15 protein-coding genes are annotated in these 17,802 nt (G+C 62.6%); 5 read left to right on the forward strand and 10 right to left on the reverse strand.

Going from position 1 to position 17,802, the window contains the following annotated elements; all coding sequences use genetic code 11:
* Positions 1 to 964: 964 nt before the first annotated feature.
* On the forward strand, positions 965 to 1,273 hold the full coding sequence (locus tag B208_RS0119920) for a hypothetical protein (protein ID WP_007982077.1): 309 nt from the start codon (positions 965 to 967) through the stop codon (positions 1,271 to 1,273).
* Here the strand turns inward: B208_RS0119920 and B208_RS0119925 are convergent.
* From B208_RS0119925 to B208_RS0119940, 4 genes are all read right to left on the reverse strand, one after another.
* Complete coding sequence (locus B208_RS0119925) at positions 1,270 to 1,566, reverse strand: hypothetical protein (protein ID WP_018129084.1); 297 nt, start codon at positions 1,564 to 1,566, stop codon at positions 1,270 to 1,272. The genes B208_RS0119920 and B208_RS0119925 overlap by 4 nt on opposite strands.
* Before the next feature lie 506 nt (positions 1,567 to 2,072).
* The gene (locus tag B208_RS0119930; protein ID WP_073096683.1) at positions 2,073 to 2,405 is read right to left on the reverse strand and encodes a DUF7344 domain-containing protein; all 333 of its coding nucleotides are present in this window, start codon (positions 2,403 to 2,405) and stop codon (positions 2,073 to 2,075) included.
* Between the two features lie 126 nt (positions 2,406 to 2,531).
* Entirely contained in the window at positions 2,532 to 3,185 is a 654-nt protein-coding gene (locus tag B208_RS0119935; protein WP_007982081.1) for a helix-turn-helix domain-containing protein, read from the reverse strand.
* Positions 3,186 to 3,604: 419 nt separating this feature from the next.
* On the reverse strand, positions 3,605 to 4,222 hold the full coding sequence (locus B208_RS0119940) for a GAP family protein (protein WP_007982082.1): 618 nt from the start codon (positions 4,220 to 4,222) through the stop codon (positions 3,605 to 3,607).
* Between the two features lie 260 nt (positions 4,223 to 4,482).
* Here B208_RS0119940 and B208_RS0119945 point away from each other — a divergent pair, with 260 nt between their 5' ends.
* Positions 4,483 to 5,679 carry an AI-2E family transporter gene (locus tag B208_RS0119945; RefSeq protein ID WP_232423887.1) on the forward strand — a complete coding sequence of 399 codons (1,197 nt, stop codon included), beginning with the start codon at positions 4,483 to 4,485 and terminating at the stop codon, positions 5,677 to 5,679.
* Here the strand turns inward: B208_RS0119945 and B208_RS0119950 are convergent.
* Entirely contained in the window at positions 5,670 to 6,449 is a 780-nt protein-coding gene (locus B208_RS0119950; protein WP_007982084.1) for a PHP domain-containing protein, read from the reverse strand. The two genes, B208_RS0119945 and B208_RS0119950, sit on opposite strands and share 10 nt — an antisense overlap.
* Positions 6,450 to 6,647: 198 nt before the next feature.
* Here B208_RS0119950 and B208_RS0119955 point away from each other — a divergent pair, with 198 nt between their 5' ends.
* Positions 6,648 to 7,901: an FG-GAP-like repeat-containing protein gene (locus B208_RS0119955; protein ID WP_007982085.1), complete on the forward strand. Its 1,254-nt coding sequence runs from the start codon at positions 6,648 to 6,650 to the stop codon at positions 7,899 to 7,901.
* Between the two features lie 30 nt (positions 7,902 to 7,931).
* On the opposite strand, the gene B208_RS0119960 is transcribed toward B208_RS0119955, so the two are convergent.
* Complete coding sequence (locus B208_RS0119960; RefSeq protein ID WP_007982087.1) at positions 7,932 to 8,891, reverse strand: hypothetical protein; 960 nt, start codon at positions 8,889 to 8,891, stop codon at positions 7,932 to 7,934.
* 124 nt (positions 8,892 to 9,015) lie between these two features.
* Here B208_RS0119960 and B208_RS0119965 point away from each other — a divergent pair, with 124 nt between their 5' ends.
* Positions 9,016 to 10,515 carry a hypothetical protein gene (locus tag B208_RS0119965; protein ID WP_157471283.1) on the forward strand — a complete coding sequence of 500 codons (1,500 nt, stop codon included), beginning with the start codon at positions 9,016 to 9,018 and terminating at the stop codon, positions 10,513 to 10,515.
* Between the two features lie 62 nt (positions 10,516 to 10,577).
* On the opposite strand, the gene B208_RS0119970 is transcribed toward B208_RS0119965, so the two are convergent.
* From B208_RS0119970 to B208_RS0119980, 3 genes are all read right to left on the reverse strand, one after another.
* Positions 10,578 to 10,985: a DUF7475 family protein gene (locus B208_RS0119970; RefSeq protein WP_007978169.1), complete on the reverse strand. Its 408-nt coding sequence runs from the start codon at positions 10,983 to 10,985 to the stop codon at positions 10,578 to 10,580.
* Between the two features lie 254 nt (positions 10,986 to 11,239).
* Positions 11,240 to 14,017 carry a heavy metal translocating P-type ATPase gene (locus tag B208_RS0119975; protein WP_007978166.1) on the reverse strand — a complete coding sequence of 926 codons (2,778 nt, stop codon included), beginning with the start codon at positions 14,015 to 14,017 and terminating at the stop codon, positions 11,240 to 11,242.
* Between the two features lie 102 nt (positions 14,018 to 14,119).
* A complete protein-coding gene (locus tag B208_RS0119980) occupies positions 14,120 to 14,860 on the reverse strand; it encodes a CPBP family intramembrane glutamic endopeptidase (protein WP_007978165.1) in 741 nt (246 codons plus the stop codon).
* A 232-nt stretch (positions 14,861 to 15,092) separates the two neighbouring features.
* Here B208_RS0119980 and B208_RS0119985 point away from each other — a divergent pair, with 232 nt between their 5' ends.
* Entirely contained in the window at positions 15,093 to 16,523 is a 1,431-nt protein-coding gene (locus B208_RS0119985; protein WP_007978163.1) for an arylsulfotransferase family protein, read from the forward strand.
* A 161-nt stretch (positions 16,524 to 16,684) separates the two neighbouring features.
* Here B208_RS0119985 and B208_RS0119990 read toward each other — a convergent pair whose 3' ends face one another.
* A complete protein-coding gene (locus B208_RS0119990; RefSeq protein WP_007978162.1) occupies positions 16,685 to 17,716 on the reverse strand; it encodes a M48 family metalloprotease in 1,032 nt (343 codons plus the stop codon).
* Between the last annotated feature and the right edge of the window lie 86 nt (positions 17,717 to 17,802).

Here is a 17,802-nt window from a genome sequence, read left to right on the forward strand (position 1 = left end):
CTCATTTCCTTCGGACTTGAGTAGAGGCGAGGAAGAGTATTAAACCCTTCGAACCTCGTTTGTCCGAGATTGTGAGACGAGTTGAACGCCTCACAGATCGCGTCTGTGTCTTTCTTCGCGTTTGTATCCTGACGACCCTATCATATAAGGGCGTCGGACTTCGCCCGCCCCCGGCCGGTTGTGGGCCGGAGGCGCTTCGTATTCAATCCGAGTGCCCCGTAGTACTTAAGGGCACCGGATTAGGTGTGTTCCGTCCGTCCCAAACCGCGGGACGTCGTGTACATCACATCCGAGTGCCCCCATACACTTAAGGGCATTGGATTGGGTTTTCGTTCGCCCGAACCCGGCAATCGCATAGTTAAATGCGCCGGATTCGGGCGGCCACCTCGCGGGGCAAACCACGAGGCGTCGTTCGCATTCTATCGAAATGCCCGATAGAATTTAAGTACGTCGAATCGAAGGCGCATTGGGAAGTCCAGACACGTCCCACGGTACAATAGCTCATTACTGTCCGACAAGCTCTCGATACCGGATTATATAGTGTTGTTTCGTGCGCGCGTGTGGATAAATAGTAGGGCAAATATCTGAGAGGATGTTGGGAGAGGAAATGACGCAATAGTGGAAGTTCGATCGGCATCCACGGGGCAAGACGAACCGGATGGACGGACACGGAAGTTCCGGCAAGGGTCGAGACGGGATGGACCGAAGAGTCGGGTGACTCGGGGCGGTCAGTGTCGGGAATCACCGGAACCAACGAGCTGTCAGACGCGGGACTGACGCGGTTTGAATATCGAGGCGGTTGAACGAACTCCTGATGGTGCGGCGTGCTCGTCGGGGGAGAGAATCGTTAGCGCAATGTTACGGCCGAACGACTGTTTCGGCGGCGATTGCCCGGAGAGTCGGCGGTGGAGGGATAAAAGAGACGTTCGTCGCCCGTTCGCCGGTTCACTTCGAGCGCGGGGATATGCGACGGGCGTACGGCTGGACGAGAACCATACTCACCGCGGCGGCGGTTGCGCTCGCGCTCGGGATGAGCCTCAGAGTGGTACTGACCGGGCTGTTCGTCGCGTTCATCACGTCGGAACTGCTTCCGGTTATCGTGTTCAACGTCTGTGTGAGTGTCCTGGTCGGACGGTGGCTCCTCAGAGAGGTTCGAATCCATCCACCGAGGCATCGACAGGAATCGCGTGGGGGGAACTATCGCCCGGGGTCGCCGAGTTCCTCCCGACCAACCAGATCGTCCGCTATCGACCGTCTCTGGGCCCGTTTCTAACAGTTTGCACTCACGAGAGAATCGAACGCGGCGGGGTCCTCCCAGAGTTCACTCAGCGTTGCGGCCGCGAGGTAGCGGGTCGGGGCGGCGACCCACTCCGTGGTAATGCTATCGTCGGGGGCCGGTGCCGCTGCCTCGAACCACCACGCGACGTACCGGCCGTCGTCGAGTCTTGCGGTGGGATACATTTGTCCGTTTACGGCGACGTCCACGCGGGAGTTCGCCTCCACTTCAGGTGCATCCTCCGGGCAGTCGGCGACTAAAATCTCGATTTGGACGGTCCGTTCGGTCACGCCGACGCACCCTCCTCTGTCGCGGCGAACTTGACGACGCATGCGACAGTTACGAATTCCATAGCAGACCATCGACGTTCACGTACAAGAAAGTCAGTCAGGCGCGTGTCTGACGCGAACCGAATCCGTCGAATCCCAGCACACGGGATACGTTTCCCCGAGGGGAGCGACCCACCTGTACTCACTGCCGCTTATATACCCACAGGAAGTCAATCGCCAAAATCAGGTGAATTCGTAAATTCGCCCTTACTGCGGTCTCACGTTCCACTCCAATTATCAAATCAATCACGTATTTTGAAACACGTCGAACTTCTAGAAAACAGACTACTTTCCCCCAACTGTTCGGAGCAGCCGAATTCAATCGTCGAAATCCACGACAGTTGGCACGCTAAATATGTTCCACAAATGGACAGTGATCGACGCAAGGGAGACCGGAGTAGTCTACTATCGCTTATGGGGTTAGGGAGCCGAAAACCGGTTCAGAGTGATTAGAGAGCGTGAACGTTTCACACCCAGTCGTCGGGGAGTTCGTCCCGATGGTTGTCGATCAGTTCAAGCAGAGGCTGTAACTCCTCAAACTGAGGGCCTCGGCACACGACGTTGTTCTCCCGGTCCCACTCGATAACGTCGTACGATTCCAATTTTGGGAGATGGGTGTGGGTCATCGTGATGAGCATCTGTTCCAGTTCCTCGTCGTCCGTGGTCAGGTCATCTGGGATGGCCGCTTCGTCCTCGGGATTGTGATCTAACAATGTCAGCAAAAGCCGCCGTCGGTACGGATTCGCCAAAAGACCATATGCATCTGAAGATATAAATGACGACGCTGGTTCAGGCTCCATAATAATAAAAAAGGACTATAGATGCAACCTCATTGCCGTTGGTACTACCGTCTTTTAAACGTTCACGCCGTCTGGCAGGCCAGTACCGGACCCACACACGTGCTGCCAGCAACACCCTTCCCGGCGTCAGCTTTCTTTATTCACGATGGCTTGCCCCACGACCGTATCGAGGGCGCGGCGCATCCGCTGAGAGGCAGCATTCGAACTGACCCCAATCAACTCGGCCAACTCCCCGAGTTGGATCTCACGGGGGACATGCCAGTAGCCGTTTTCGTGTGCGGTCGCAAGGATGTCGAACTGTTGGCTGCTGAGTTCGCCTTCTTCGAGGTCCTCGCCCGGAATCGTCGGGTTGTACAGGGCGTCCAGGTGAAACTTGATATCTTTATCCAGGCACTGTTGCCGGAATGCGGCCAACATCGACCGATTCGGGAACTGAAGTCTGAACTGCCATTCGTCGACATCCCCCTTCGCCCAGAGGACTTCAGCACGACTCTCAATCATCGGGCGAATCAAGTGGTCGATCTCGGTGCTCCACCGAATTTCGAAGAGATACCGGTTGTCCGCCCGGGTCAATAGTTCGACCTCCTCGGTCAACGGATCGTCTCGAATCGTGGCTTTGATGTCGTCAGGATCCCCTCCGGTGACCCAAAACAGGGGAATGATGCCGTCGCGCAGGGGGATGACGCGGACGAGTTCGATGTTGATGTCGGGAAATTCGTCGAGGAGCTTTCCGAGGGCGAATTTCTCGGCCGGAATGGTGATGTCTGTAATTACGGTCATAGCACCGAGTATACGCCCCGAAAACAGTTACGTCTGCTGATAGTTATCACAGCACTGAGCATAAACACCGTTGGCACTGAGGCCATCCTTTTTACGTAACGTCTTACGTCGAGAGGCATGCGAGGCGTTGCACCACGAATTGCGCATATTTCGATTCGGGGGTACCGGGGAGATTCCACTTCCGCTTATGGCCCTAATGGGAAGTTAGTGGACAGAGACAGAAAACGCAGAATTCAACGTCGAGACGGGGTGAAGATATCGAATTCGAATTTATAAATTACATAGCGCGATATGAAATTGGAGGTGAGTCGTCCGAGCCGCCCCACCGAACGACAAGGGTGCGAGTCCGTGTGCGGACAAGAGATTACTCGGAGAGATGGAGCGAAACGGACGTTTTCGAGCTTGGTCCACGAAACCGGTTAGCCGAGGAGGTTGTTGAGGCTCATACCGACGAAGAGAAGGATGACGACCTCGCTGACGACCCACGAGTTATCGTTCATCCACTCCCGAGCCTTCGGCAGGAAGGCTTCGGCCCGTTCACCGAACGCGAGCAGGACAAGCGACGGAAACGCCAAAATCAGCAGAGTAACGACGATGAATCCGAACGAATCCGTGAGCGGGAGCCCGTTCGAGGCGAGATAGGACCCGACGGCGACCGAGGTGAGGATGTCGGTCGGAAAGAAGCCGAGCAACAGGAAACCGAGTCGGAACGAGAACCGCGGGCTCGCGGACGTCAACTTCCCCATCCATTTCGGGGGTTCCGACTCCTCCCGCGTCAGGTAGGTGTGCACCATGGCGGCGAGGAGGAGGACGAGAACGATGGCCGAGAGCGCGGTATTCGAACCCTGTTGACGGTTCGCCCCGATACCGAGAAAGTACGTGAGCGAGACGAGAAGGGTGATAGAGAGCGCCGCGCCGAAGACGAACGCGGCGGAGTTCCGCCGCCAATTCTCGCTCGTGGCGAGGAAAATCGCACTGAGAAATTGGGGGCCAGCGATCATGACGAACGCCAGCGGGAGCACTTGGAGGAGACTCACCGCCCCGCCTCCCCGTTGAAACGGAGATACCGTATCGATATCGGGCGCTCACGTCGGCATCCGTTCCCCCACCCACCGTGCGGCTTTGAACCAGTCATGTCGCTCCACCTGAACCACGACCGCGTGTGATAGCCGAGTCGTGTCGTTCAACATACGTAGGTCGTCTAACATGATAGCAGTTGTGGTGGCACATCCAACGAGAAGGGGCCGGTAACCCCACCGACGGCAGAGCTAACATCGTCCGAGGTGTATGTCACAATATGGCAGGGAGTGTGGGGGATTCGGAAGCGATGCGAGTTCGTATCGTGCGGCCGGGGATGAAGTGGTGGGTCCTCGGCTTGATAGTGTTCGGCATCATCGCCGCCGTGGCGTACATGTTTCTCCCGTGGGTCGTGTTCGGTCTGTTCGTCTACTACGTCGCACGGCCGATAAACCGGTACCTCGGCCGGCGAATCAAAGGGAAGAACCTCTCGGCGGCGTTGTCGCTGGTGCTCATCGTCGTCCCCGTGGTGCTCTTTTTGGGCGTCTTCTTCTCCATCGCCATCGGGCAGTTGGCCGCCTTCGCAAATACGGACGTGGCGGCGCGGCTCCTCGGCGGGTTGCCGACGACCACGATACCCAACGACCCGAACAAGTTGCTCGACACGGCGACCACGACGCTCCAGAAGCCGTCGGTGCAGTCGGCGCTCGCCGCCGTGCAAGCCTTCGTCGGGGGCATCGCGTCGAGCATCTTCATGCTGTTTCTCTCGCTGTTGCTGGGCTTTTTCCTCCTCGTGGAGGACGAACGCCTCGCTCGCTGGGGGAAAGAGCAACTTCTCGGGGACGACCGGGTGTTCACCGACTACCTCGAAGCGGTCGATGCGGGCCTGAACTCCATCTACTTCGGCTACACGCTGACCATCTTCGTCATCATGATCCTGACCGCGGTCATCTACAATCTCTTCAATCTATTCGCGCCCGGAAACCTGCTCATTCCGGCGACGATACTCCTCGCGGTCATCACGGGCATCTTCACGCTCGTCCCGCTGGTGGGCCGGTCCGTCGTCTACCTCGCCATCGCGGCGTTCCTCGCGCTGGGGGCGATTCAGCGCGACCCGAACGCCCTCTGGTACCCGTTCGTGTTCTTCCTGTTCATGACGCTCGCGTTCGACAACGTGGTTCGAACCTACATCCGGCCGTACCTCTCGGGAAAGCTGTTCCACCTTTCGCTCGTCATGTTCGCGTACCTGCTCGGGCCGATACTGTTCGGTTGGTACGGCGTCTTTCTGGGACCGCTCCTGATGGTCATCGTCGTCCAGTTCCTCCAAGTGGCCGTCCCGCAGCTTCGCGGCAAGGAGCCGACCACCCCCCTCGACATCGGTCCGACGACGACCCGCGAGACGGACGAAGGGACCGACGATGCGAGACGCGGCGGTGAAGCGACCGACGGCGGCGAGGACGAGGGAAGTCAGTCGTGAAAGCCCGGCGGCGCTATCGGCTCGATGTCGAGCGTTTCGAGGTGGTCGTCGAAGAAGTCGCGGCGGTGACGGAGCTGTTCGGGGGAATGTGAGTCGGAGCCGACCGTGAACGGAACGTCGTACTCCCGGAGAATCGTGAAAAACCGCTCCGCGGGGTGGACGATACCCGCGTCGGTCAGGGCACGACCGGCGTTGATTTCGGGGACGGTTCGAGACGACGCGAACGTCCGGGCGAGCCGTCGATAGTGGTCGTCCGTCGCGCGGCCGCGGAGTCCGGGAGTCCGCTCTATCAGGTCGGCATGGGCGGCGATGTCGAACAGCTCTGACTCGACGAGGGCGGAGAGGGTCTCGAAATAGCGGTCCACGATACCGTCCAACTCGTCGTCGGACATGTTCTCGAAGTTCGAGGGGACCTGCACGTTCATCTCGGCGATGTCGTGGACGCTGCCAATGGTGTAATCGAAGTCGGCCCGCTCAAAGAAGTCGCGTATTTCGGCCTCGTCGCGGGGGTCGTAGTCCATTTCGACGGCATCGTAAATCTCGACGTCGGCGTCCTCGCGCAACGATTCGATGGCGCGCCGACGGCGTTCGTAGGTGACGTCCAGATTGAATCCCCTCGCCGCGCGGACGTCCTTCGTGTACTCGCGCGAGGAGACGGTGCAATGGTCGGTGACCCCGATTCCGTCGAGGCCCACCTCCTCGGCGGCGCGGACCATCCGGGAGAGAAACGTTCCGTCGGAGTAATTCGAGTGGGTGTGAAAATCTCGCATTCGATGGAAACGTGGACGAGGACGGATATAAAATCCGCTGGCGATGTCGGTGGAAGTGTCGGAAAGTGGCGGAGGCGACAATACATCACCCGACGATACGAGTGAGCGGCCGTCGTGGAGGATTGGTCAATGGGTCAACTAGTACACGAGGCGAACGATGCGGACGGTTTTTCCGTTCTCCGTCGGTAGGTTCATCCAATGCGTACCCGAACGGTGGCGGTCGTCGCGGTCCTCCTCTTCTCCCTCGTCGGTGCCGGGGCGTACGCCGTCATGCAGCCGAATCAGCGGGGCCAACTGACCGAAAAGTGGGTCTCCGATACCTCGCGGAACACGGTCGGGAATCATCACGTTCCGGCGGTCGCGGAAATCGACGGATCGAAGCGAATCGTCGTCTCGGTCAACGTCGAGCAGAACGACGGCACGTGCTCGCTCGTGGAGATGGACGCGAACGGGACGAAAGGGTGGCAGGAGGAGATGCCGACGGAGAACTGTAACATCCACGGCTACGGCGACCCCATCTTCGCGGACTACGACGGCGACGGCACCCAAGACGTGCTGGTCGCGACGACCGAGGACAAAGTGCTCGGATTCACCTCGGCGGGGAAACAGGAGTTCGCGGGGAACCTCTCGTGGTGGGGTTACACCAAACCCATCGTGACCGACTTCACGACGGACCCCGGCAAGGAAATCGTCGTCACGGACCTGAACGGGACCGTCTTCGTCTACTCGGCGGACGGAAGCCTCGTCTGGCGGAAACACATCGAGAACTCGGCCACCGTCGTGGCCGCACCGGCCGTCGCGGATTTCGACGGGGACGGCGCGCCGGAACTCGCCGTCGGGGAGAAAAAGGTCACCGTGTTCGAACGGGACGGGAGCGTGAAGTGGCAGACGGGAACCGCCGGGAGCGTTAACTGGATGACGACCGCCCAAACCGACGGCGACCCCGCGGTCGAAATCGTCGCGGGAACGTTCGACGGTCACGTCACGGTCATCGACGGGAAGACGGGCGATAAACAATGGTCGAAGTCGTTCGGGCGGATGGCCGCCGTGAAAGCCGTCGGCGACGGTGACGGCGACGGACAAGTGGAGGTGTACGCGTCCACGCTACAGGAGGAAGGGGACACCGACATCGGAAAGCTCAGGGCGCTCGACGCGAGCGACGGGAGCGTCGAGTGGACGACGACGCTGAGCACCGAGGACGTGCAGACGATGCCGCCGTCGATGCTCGGGGACCTGAACGGGGACGGAAACAAAGAACTGGTCGCGGTCACCGAGACCGGTAGCGTGTCGGTCATCAATCCGGACAACGGGGCCGTCCTCGCGAGCTACGAGCGTAACGTGCCCATCTGGACCCACGTCAAACTGGCCGACATCGACGGTGACGGGAACCAAGAGATACTGGCCGTCTACGGCGACGGACGAGTCGTCGCGATGGGTTACAGCGAAAAATAGCGAAAGAAGTAGCGAATCGACCGGAAGACGCTACGCCGACCGGTATCGCGGCACCGACAGCGCGTTTTTCAGCGGGAGATAGGCGTAGACGTGTTCGGTACCCAACGAGCCGACGCGGGGGAGTTTGCCGCCCTCGGGAGTGAGGCTGTGGGCCAGCGTGTAACAGAGCGCGTAGTTCAGCCGGAAGCTATCCCGAACCATCGTCTCCGGGAACGCCGTCGTCAGTCCCTCGAAGACGTCTCGGCCGCGCTCTTCGGCCGTCGCACAGCCGGGTTCGGGGAAGAACTTGCGCGAGAAGAAGGCGTAGGCGTGCGGGTCCTCGAAGAAGTCGGGGAGGATGTCCGTAATCGAGGCCCCTCGGGCACCGATTCGGTCCTCGCGGATGCACGAAAGCGCCTCGACGGACCGCACTTCCGGCGCTGGTGCCTCCGGCGAGCGGTCCATGAACGCGTCGATACAGCACTCGGGGTAGCCGTGGAGGCCGCCCTGATAGCGTTCGAACTCGCGTTCGGTGTCCTCCACGACGCCGACGACGTTTCGGCGGATTATCTCCCCGGCGTCCGGCGCGTCGCCCTCGCGGAAGAAGTACGCCCGGAGGCCGAAGTCGATGCCGTTCCCGCCGGTCCGGACGAACTCGGGCACGGTGAGGCAGTCGCCGGGGAACGCCGACCGAAGCCGCTTCGTTTCGGGCATCGACCGGTACGTTTCGTGGACGTTGTTCGCCGCGTGTTCGAGCGTCCCGACGGACAGCGAGTTCAAGTGTATCGAGGCGTTCTGGACGATTTCGTAGGATTCTTCGAGCGCCGCGATTCGGTCCGTGAAGGACGCGCTGTCGAGGTTTCGGAGCACGGAGAGTTGGTTTTCGAAGTAGAGGTCGCTCATCTGGATGCTCGCACCGTCCTTGCGTCCCACGAGGACGGGCGCGGTTTCGAGCGCGGCGAATGCGGGAAGCGACGAGAGCGCCGTCGCGTCGAACGATGACGAAGACATGGCTGTGGGTTACCGGCACGGCCGCAAATACATTCTGGGTCGCAAAGCCGCGGGCGTGGTCCGGCGAGAATCGCGCGGCGAAGAACCGCAGTTGCTTTTCCCGTTCGGCTACTACGGGCGCACAATGAACGGTGGACTCGGGGGGCGTTTCGGAATCGGGCGACGGTTCCGAATCGCGCTCACAGCCCTTCTCGCGGTCGGACTGGTGTCGGGGGTGGCGAGCGCACACCAAGTCCCGAGCGAGAAGTTCGCCTCGCCGCTTCCGCTGTCGCTGCTGTTTCTCGGTGCGGGCGCGACCGTCGCGCTGACGGCGGGGTGGCTCGCGTTCACCGAGCGGACGCCCGCGGAGGGGACGCGCCGGACCCGCGTTCTCACCGTCCCGGCGTCGATTTCGACCCCGATTCGGGTCGGGGTTCGGCTCGTCTTCTTCGCCGGGTTCGCCGCCGCGCTGGGTCTCGGCGTCGTCGGGCGACAGGTGCCGGTGGAGAACTTCGCAACCGTGTTCGTGTGGCCGGTCTGGTTCCGCGGGGTCGCCCTCCTCTCGATTCTCCTCGGGACGGTGTGGGCCGTCCTCTCGCCGTGGCGAACCTTCTACGACGGACTCACGTGGCTCGAAGGAGAACGGGTGGCCGTCGCCGAATCCTATCCGAAATGGCTCGCCAGTCGGGCCGCGTTCGCCGGTTTCGTCCTCCTCTTGGGCATCTTCGAGAACCTGACCTACGTCCCCAACAGCCCGCGGTTGACGACGGGAGTCCTCGCGGTGTACACCATCCTGATGGTGCTCGGAAGCGTTCTGTACGGGGTCGAGTGGTTCCGCCGCGCCGACCCGCTTGCCGTCCTCTACCGCCTCTTCGGGCGGGTCGCGTCGATAGCTATCGAGCGGACGGACGAGGGCGGGACTGAAATCTCGCTCCGAGCGCCGTGGCGGGGGAGCGTCGAGCCGGTTCGGGACTTTTCGCTGGTCGCCTTCGTCGTCACCGCCGTCTACACCGTGAGCTTCGACGGCTTCACCAACACGCGGACGTACCAAGACGTGCTGTTCGACGCGCGCGACCTGCTCGGGACGGGACCCGAGACGAGCGTCCTGCTGTACGCCGCCGGTCTCGTCGTGTTCGTCGTCTCGTTCGCGCTCGCCAGTTGGCTCGTCGAACGCCTCGGCGAGCGCGAGCGAGGGACGCGCACCGCTCGTGCCACCGACGCGGAAACGGACGGCGGGCGGGTGTCCGCCGACGATGGCGCGCCGCTCCTGCCGGGGTGGCGCGGTGCCGCACGGGCCTTCGCGCCGACGGTGCTCCCCATCGCGGCGGCCTACGAGGTGGCCCACAACTACACCTACGTGTTCCGCAACCTCGGGCAACTCGTCGCCGTGGCGCTCGAACCCGTCGCGCCGGGCGTTCAAGCCGTGAACCCGCTCGGATGGCTCTCGCTCCCGGCGTTCTGGGGGTCGCAAGTCCTCCTCATCGTGCTGGGACACGTCATCGCGGTGGTCGCCGCCCACTACGTCGCGGTCGAGCGGTTCGAAACCGCGTCCGCCGCGCGACGGGGGCACCTCCCGCTGGTCGTCCTGATGGTCGGCTACACGGTGCTCTCGCTGTGGATAATATCGCAACCGGTGGTCTCGTAACCGGGAAGCGAAATCGGGGTCGGGCCGAAATCAGGGTCGGGCAGGGGAGGGAGATGGGAGAATCAGTCGGTAGTGAGCCACGCCATGGCGACGCCCAAGAACAGGAGTTCGACGGCTTTCGCCAGCACGCCCATTGGTTCGAGGAGTTCCTCGGCTTCGGTCGCGGGCAGGCCGACGGTGCCGCGGGCGACGTACAGTACGACGGCGATGGCCGCGATGGCGACGCCGAGCCACCATCCCCACCGGCGGTTCCGGTAGATTCCGACCGCGGCGACCGCCGCGGCGACGAAGTTCACGGCGAAGAGGACGCCGAGGTAGGTCGTTTCCTCCAGATGTTCGGGTACCAAGACGAGGTGGATAACCCCCGTGAGGAGGATGAGTCCGGCACCGGCGATCACGAACAGGTGTCGTCTCGACTGGCGATTCGAGTCGGTGGCCGTCGTCTCGGCACGTTGTGTGGAAGTATCCATAGTTGAGTAGTTTGAAACGGGGACGGGCGTCGGGTGAACCAGTCCGCCCCGTTGATTACCGATAGGACGGGGGCGAAGATAGCGACTATGGTACACGCATCGAATCTAACGGAAAAAAGTGACAGGGGTGGAAACGAACAGGAAGGTGACAGGGATGGGAACGAACAGGAAGGTGACAGGGATGGGAACGAACAGGAAGGTGACAGGGATGGGAACGAACAGGAAGGTGACAGGGGTGGAAACGAACCGGAATGCTACTCTCGAAGGGACTGCGGCGTAATCCGCGACAGTCGCATCGCGTTACCCGTGATGGCCGTCGTCATGCCCGCGTCGCCGACGAGGACGGCAGCCCAGATGGGGACCAGACCGAACGGCACCGCGATTGCGAGCGCGGCCTTCGCGGCGAGGCTCGTCCAGACGTTCTGGCGGATGACGCCGTTCGCGTCGTGTGCGAGGTCGTAGAGGTACGGTAGTTTCGAGAGGTCGTCGGCCATCAACGCGATGTCGGCCGTCTCCAGCGCGGTGTCCGTTCCGGCGGCACCCATTGCGACGCCGACCGTCGCGGTGGCGAGCGCCGGGGCGTCGTTGATGCCGTCGCCGACCATCGCAACACCTCCGAACGAGGTTCGGCGGGACAACGACCGTTGCTCGTGAGCATCCCCGGACGAGGACTGGCCCGACGACCGTTGCTCGCGCGGTCCGTCGTACCGCTCGCGGAGTTCCTCGATGGCTTCGACCTTCTGCTCGGGAAGCAGCCCGGCGCGGAACTCGTCCACGCCGACCTGCTCGGCGATGGCCTTCGCCGTTCGCTCGTTGTCGCCCGTGAGCATCACGAGGTGGTCGATACCGAGGTCGCGGAGGCGCTGTATCGCCGCTTTGGCGTCGGGGCGCACCACGTCCGCGACGGCGATCGCGCCTTCGAGTTCGCCCTCCGTCCCGCCGGATTCCATCCGACTTCCAGTCGGGCTTTGACCGACGCGGCCGACCAAGACGACCGTCTTCCCCTCGCGCTGGAGGGCCGGAACCGTTTCGTCGAGCAGGTCGAGACAGTTATTTCGCTCACAGAGGTCGCGGGTCGCCGTCGCTTCGACGCCCTCGTCCGTCGCGTGAACGTGGTTCAGGTCGAATCCGAGGTCCTCGAACAGGTCGGGTTTGCCCGCGTAGTGGGTCGTGCCGCCGAGGTCGGCGCGGACGCCCTTGCCGGTGAGGCTCTCGAAGTCGTCGATTTCGTGGTCAGCGACGCCCGCCCCGTCGGCTTCCGCGACGATGGCCTCGCCGATGGGGTGTTCGCTCCGCGCTTCGAGGCCGCGCGCACAGCGGAGGACGTCCTCCTCGGAGTTCCCGTTGAGCGGAATCACGTCCGTGACGGTCAACTCGCCCTTCGTCAGCGTTCCCGTCTTGTCGAAGGCGACGGCTTCGACCTCGCCCATCGCTTCGAGGTGGTTGCCGCCCTTGATGAGGACGCCGTTTTTCGCGGCGCTGGTGATACCCGAGACGACGGTGACGGGGGTACTGATGACGAACGCGCAGGGACACGAGAGGACGACGAGCGTCAGGCCGTAAACGAACCACGTCACCCACGGTGCGTCGAAGACGAGCGGCGGGACGGCCGCGACGAGCACCGCGAAGGCGAGCACGAGCGGGGTGTAGTAGTCCGCGAAGCGTTCCACGAACTGCTCGCGCTCGGTCTTGTTCCCCTGCGCGTCCTCGACCATCTCGACGATGCGCGAGAGGGTGTTGTCGCTCGCCTCGGAGGTGACTTCGATTTCGAGATAGCCGCCCTCGTTGATGGTCCCCGCGAACACCTCGTCGCCGGGGGTCTTGTCCACGGGGACGCTCTCGCCCGTGATGGGGGCTTGGTTGACCGCGCTCTCGCCGTCGGCGACCGTCCCGTCCATCGGGATTTTCTCGCCGGGGCGCACGAGCACCACGTCGCCGACGGCCACGTCATCGACGGGTATCGTCTCCTCCTCGCCGTTCCGCTTGACCGTCGCCTCGTCGGGCGAGAGGTCCATCAACTCCTGCAGGGAGTTTCGGGCCTTGTCCATCGAGTAGCGTTCGAGGAGTTCCGCGACGCTGAACAGGAAGGCGAGCGTCGCCGCCTCCAAGTAGAGCGATTTGCCGAACCCGATGCTCACCGCGAGCGCGCCGAGGATGGCGGTGCTCATCAGCAGGTCGATATCGAGGTTCCGATTTCGAAGGGAGTAGTAGCCGTTCGTGACGATGGCCTGCCCGCCGACGAGGACGGCCAGCAGGAACGCCGCGTCCGCGACCGTGATTTCGACGCCGCCGAGCGCGACGGCACCGCCAGCGCCGACGAGGGTGGCGTTCGCCCCAGTGAGGAGGAACTCGAACAGCAATCCGAGCGCGACGAAGACGCCGCTGGTCCACGTCTTGACGGCCCGCGTGCTCGTCCAGACGCTCTCCGTATCGAGCGACGCGTCGTCCTCGTCCGCGCTCGTCCCGGCGACGTCGTACCCGGCGTTTTCGATGGCCGCCGTCACGTCCGCCACGGACGCGGACTCGTCCGTGGAAACGGTGACGGTCCCCGCCGTGGGTCGCGTATCGTACGCTCGAACGCCGGAAACGCCGTCGAGGGCGTTCTCGATTTTGCCCGCACAGGACGCACAGTCCATGTCCGGGACGGAGAACGTCGTCTCCGAGGCGTCGCGTTCGACCGCGTACCCCGCCTTTTCGACGCGGGTTTCGACGGCCGCGGCGTCCGTCGCCGTCGCGTCGTACTCGACGGTGAGCGTCCCGGTCGTGACTTGCGGGTCGATGGCGTCGATGCCGTCCAGTGTTCGAACGCTGCTTTCGACCTTCCCGGCGCAGGAGGGACAGTCCATGTCCGGGACGGACAACCGGACGACATCGGAATCGCCAGCGCCGTCGGTGACGACATCCGCGTCGGCCGATTCGTGGCCGTCGTCGTCGTGATGACCGTAATCGGCATCACAACCGTCGTCGGCGTCGCCACAGCCACACGAATCGGCGTCGGGGGGAATCGTCGAATCCGAACCCGTATCGTTCATGGTCGAACGTAGTTACTACTGAGTTATTAATCCAGCTGCTATGAAGTGGCGTTCGGTTAGGAAGAGATTATTAAAATATAGGGATTGAGTTGTTATTCTGGGTTACGACGGGAGTTGCCCCGTCGCCATGAGGTACTGCAGTCCGAACAGCGTCGCGTTGTACGCGCCGTGGACGAGCATCGGAACCGCGAGATTGTCGGTGTACTCGTACAGGCTACCGAGGACGAGTGCCAGCGTGAACACGGTGGCGATGTAGACGAATTTACCGACGCTCCCGCCCAACAACGAGAAGAAGTGAATGGACGCGAAAATCGCGCTCGCCAAGACGATGGCCCGGACGGGATGGAACACCTTGCGGAGCATCCCCTGAATGAGTCCGCGGTACAGGAGTTCCTCGCCGGGGCCGATGAGCAGGAACGAGAGGGGAATCAACAGCAGGTAGATGTCGGGATTGCCGCTCGCCATATCGACGATGGAGTTCTGCGCGGACTGAACCCCGAGGGCTTGCGTCACTTGGGAGATCAACTGGAGGAGTGCGAAAAGGGCGACGAATCCGGCGACTGCGATACCGATGTCACGAAGCGACGGGACGCGAATGTGGATAAAATCGAGTCCGAGGTTTCGATAGGAGAGGTAGCCGAGTGCGATACCACCGAACGTGACGCCTTGGAGCATGACGGCGCTGACCGCGAGGAGGAGCGCAGGTCGGTTCAGAATATCGATACCGACGGCCATGAAGGCGAGGACCGCGACCGCGGCGACGACTTGGCCGACGCCGTACGCCCCGACCGAGAGGAGGAGACCCACGCCGAACGACCGGAGCTGTGTTCCTGAATTACTCATCCGTAAGGAATACGAACGCACCCCTTCTGCGTCTTTCGGTTGCGGAACGAGAGCCGAACCGGAGCTCGAAACGCGCCGTGCGTCGTTATTCGGGGTGAAAACGGTACGTACACGTCTCTTTCACATCCCGACCCCATTCATTTCATACGCTAAATTAAAAGTTGTTTGTCACGCTCGGTCAAAACCGGTATATTTTCGGACGCAATAGAAGGGGGTAATGGTATCAAAGCGGATGCTTCGGCTCTTCTTTGCCGGACTGGTGATACTATCCGGAGTCGCGGTCGTGAACGCGTACGCCACGAACCCCGGAAGTTCCGCGGATTTCCGCGGCAAAACACAGTCCGAAATCAGGGCCGAAACGGGTCAAATGGTCCCCCCCCGTCAGAACATAACGGTGATCGCAACCGACTCCAACTCCTGGCTCGGCCGTGAGGCGAGCGGCCCGCGAGCGCGGGCGGAACTCGTCGCGTTCAACCCGAACGGGTCGATTCTGTACTACAACGACTCCCACACACGATACTGGGACGTCGACCCAGTGAAGGGAACGAAGACGACGGTCGAGTACTCCTACGCGGAGCACCTGAAGAAAGCGGAGTGTCCGACGGACTGGAACCTCTCGCGGCGCAACGTGGACCAGGAGACGTGGGACACGTACATGGACGTCCACGGCGAGGTCGGTGCCTGTACGCGGAACGGTATCGAGCGCGTCAACCTGACGACCGGCCACGTCACCCCCATCTGGTCGGAGGTCACGCCGGGGAAGGAAGCCACCCGGTATCACGACGTCGACCGCCTGAACGAGACGCACTTCGTCGTCGCGGACATCTTCCTCGACCGCGTGTTCATCGTCAACACGACGAGCGGGACGGTCGGGTGGACGTGGAACGCGAGCGACGCGTTATCGACCAGCAAAACCGGCGGTACGTATCCTGACGACTGGACGCACATCAACAACGTCCAAGTCCTCGACGACGGCCGAATCGCGGTCAGCGCCCGGAACAACGACCGGGTGCTGTTCCTCGACCCCGGAAGCGGGTTGGAGAAGAACTGGACGCTCGGGAAGGAAGACGACTACGACGTCCTCTACGAGCAGCACAATCCCGACTTCATCAACGAGTCGAACGGCGGCCCGGCGGAACTCGTCGCCGACTCCGAGAACAACCGCGTGGTCGAGTATCAGCGCGAGAACGGCTCGTGGGAGCGGACGTGGACGTGGCAGGATTCGAAGATGCAGTGGCCCCGCGACGCCGACCGCCTGCCGAACGGTCACACCCTCATCACCGACTCGAACGGTAACCGCGTCTTCGAGGTGAACGAGAAGGGGAAAATCGTCTGGGACGTGCAGATAGCGTTCCCGTACGAAGCCGAACGTCTCGGCACCGGCGACGAGAGCGCGAGCGGCCTGAGCGCGCAGAAAGCGGCGCTCAAATCGAGGTCGAACGGCTTCGTCAATCAGTTCTGGATCGGCGTCAAAGACGCCATCCCCGGCAAGTACCTCAACGGTCTGATGTACATCACGCCGGTATGGATCGGCGTTCCCGAACTGTTCGCCATCCTCCTCGGGGCCCTGTCGCTCCTGACGTGGGGGCTGTTCGAACTGAAGTGGGCGGGCGTCTTCACGTCGGTCCGACAACGAATCGAGTCGCTGAACGAAACGCGATAAGCTCGGCCATCGAACATATCGAATCGGCCGAAGAGAAGTAGAAGCACGGAACGAATCGGCGGGCGAACCGCCGGGCGAATCGGCAGACGAAACGACGTGACGGCCGGTCGCGCCGTCTTTTTCGGGACGATAACGGCCAGAGCGGTCAGTGGCCGGAGGGGTCAGCGGTCAGAGTCGGCCGTGAGCGAGCGAAGCGCATCGAGGCGGTCGTCGATGGGAGGATGGGTTCGTACCGAAATCGGGAGCGATTCGAGCGCGCCGCCCTCGTCGCCGAACCCGCCGGGGAGGAAACAGAGCTGTTTCACGCCGTCCACGGCGCGGGCGTCTCGGTCGGACGCGGCCGGTGCGTCCTCGCCGAGCGTCCTGAGCGCACCGGCCATCGACGCCGGACTGCCCGAAAGCGTCGCGCCCGCCCGGTCGGCGATGAACTCCCGGTCGTGGGAGAGGCGACCGGCGAGCGAGACGACCGGCATCGCCAACAATCCGAGGGCGGCCCCGCCGAACAGCAGGACGAACGCGACGAGCAAGACGTAGGTGACGGTGTAGCGGACGCCGAACAGCGGCGCGTCGATGACGGCCGCGCTGGGAACGTAGAGGAGGACGATGGCGGCGAGCCAGACGGTCCGCCGGGCGGACCGAGACAGACCGAGGTCCTCCAGCAGGGAGTAGTCGTCCGCCAGTGCGGGGAGGAAGGTCGCCAAGGTCATCACCATCGCATCGCGGTTCTTGACGTGTGCGAGTTCGTGGGCGAGCACCGCGTCGAGTTCGTCGGCGGAGAGCGCGGCGAGCAAGCCGGTCGAAACGACGAGCGTCGCGCGTCGGGGCGTCCCGACGGTGAAGGCGTTGGGCACGTCCGTCTCGGCGACGGCGACGGTCGGAACCGCGACGTCCGCGCCGGTCGCAAGCCGTCGAACGGGGGCGAGCAGGTCGGGGTACTCCTCGTCGGTGACGACGGTGGCATCGACCGACGAGAGGGCTTCGCGGCGGGTGTATCGCAGTTGCGCCCACGCGACGACCGCGGTCGCCGGGACGACGAGCGCCAGCCATCCCAGTCCGGACGGGAGGGCGGTTGCGACGGGCGCGAGCCACGGGCGGAGGAGGAACGCGACACAACCCACGAGGAGGAAGTCTGCGAGCAGCACGCACGCGAGGGTGGCGATGATTCGCCGAGTCAGGGCGGGGTCTCGTGACATGTCGTACGTAACTCGTCGTGGTCGCACCACATGAATGTTGGTTCAAAGACGTGTCCAGTTGGGAAGCAAGATATTTGCCTGATGGG

Source organism: Haladaptatus paucihalophilus DX253 (genome assembly GCF_000376445.1).
Lineage (GTDB): Archaea > Halobacteriota > Halobacteria > Halobacteriales > Haladaptataceae > Haladaptatus > Haladaptatus paucihalophilus.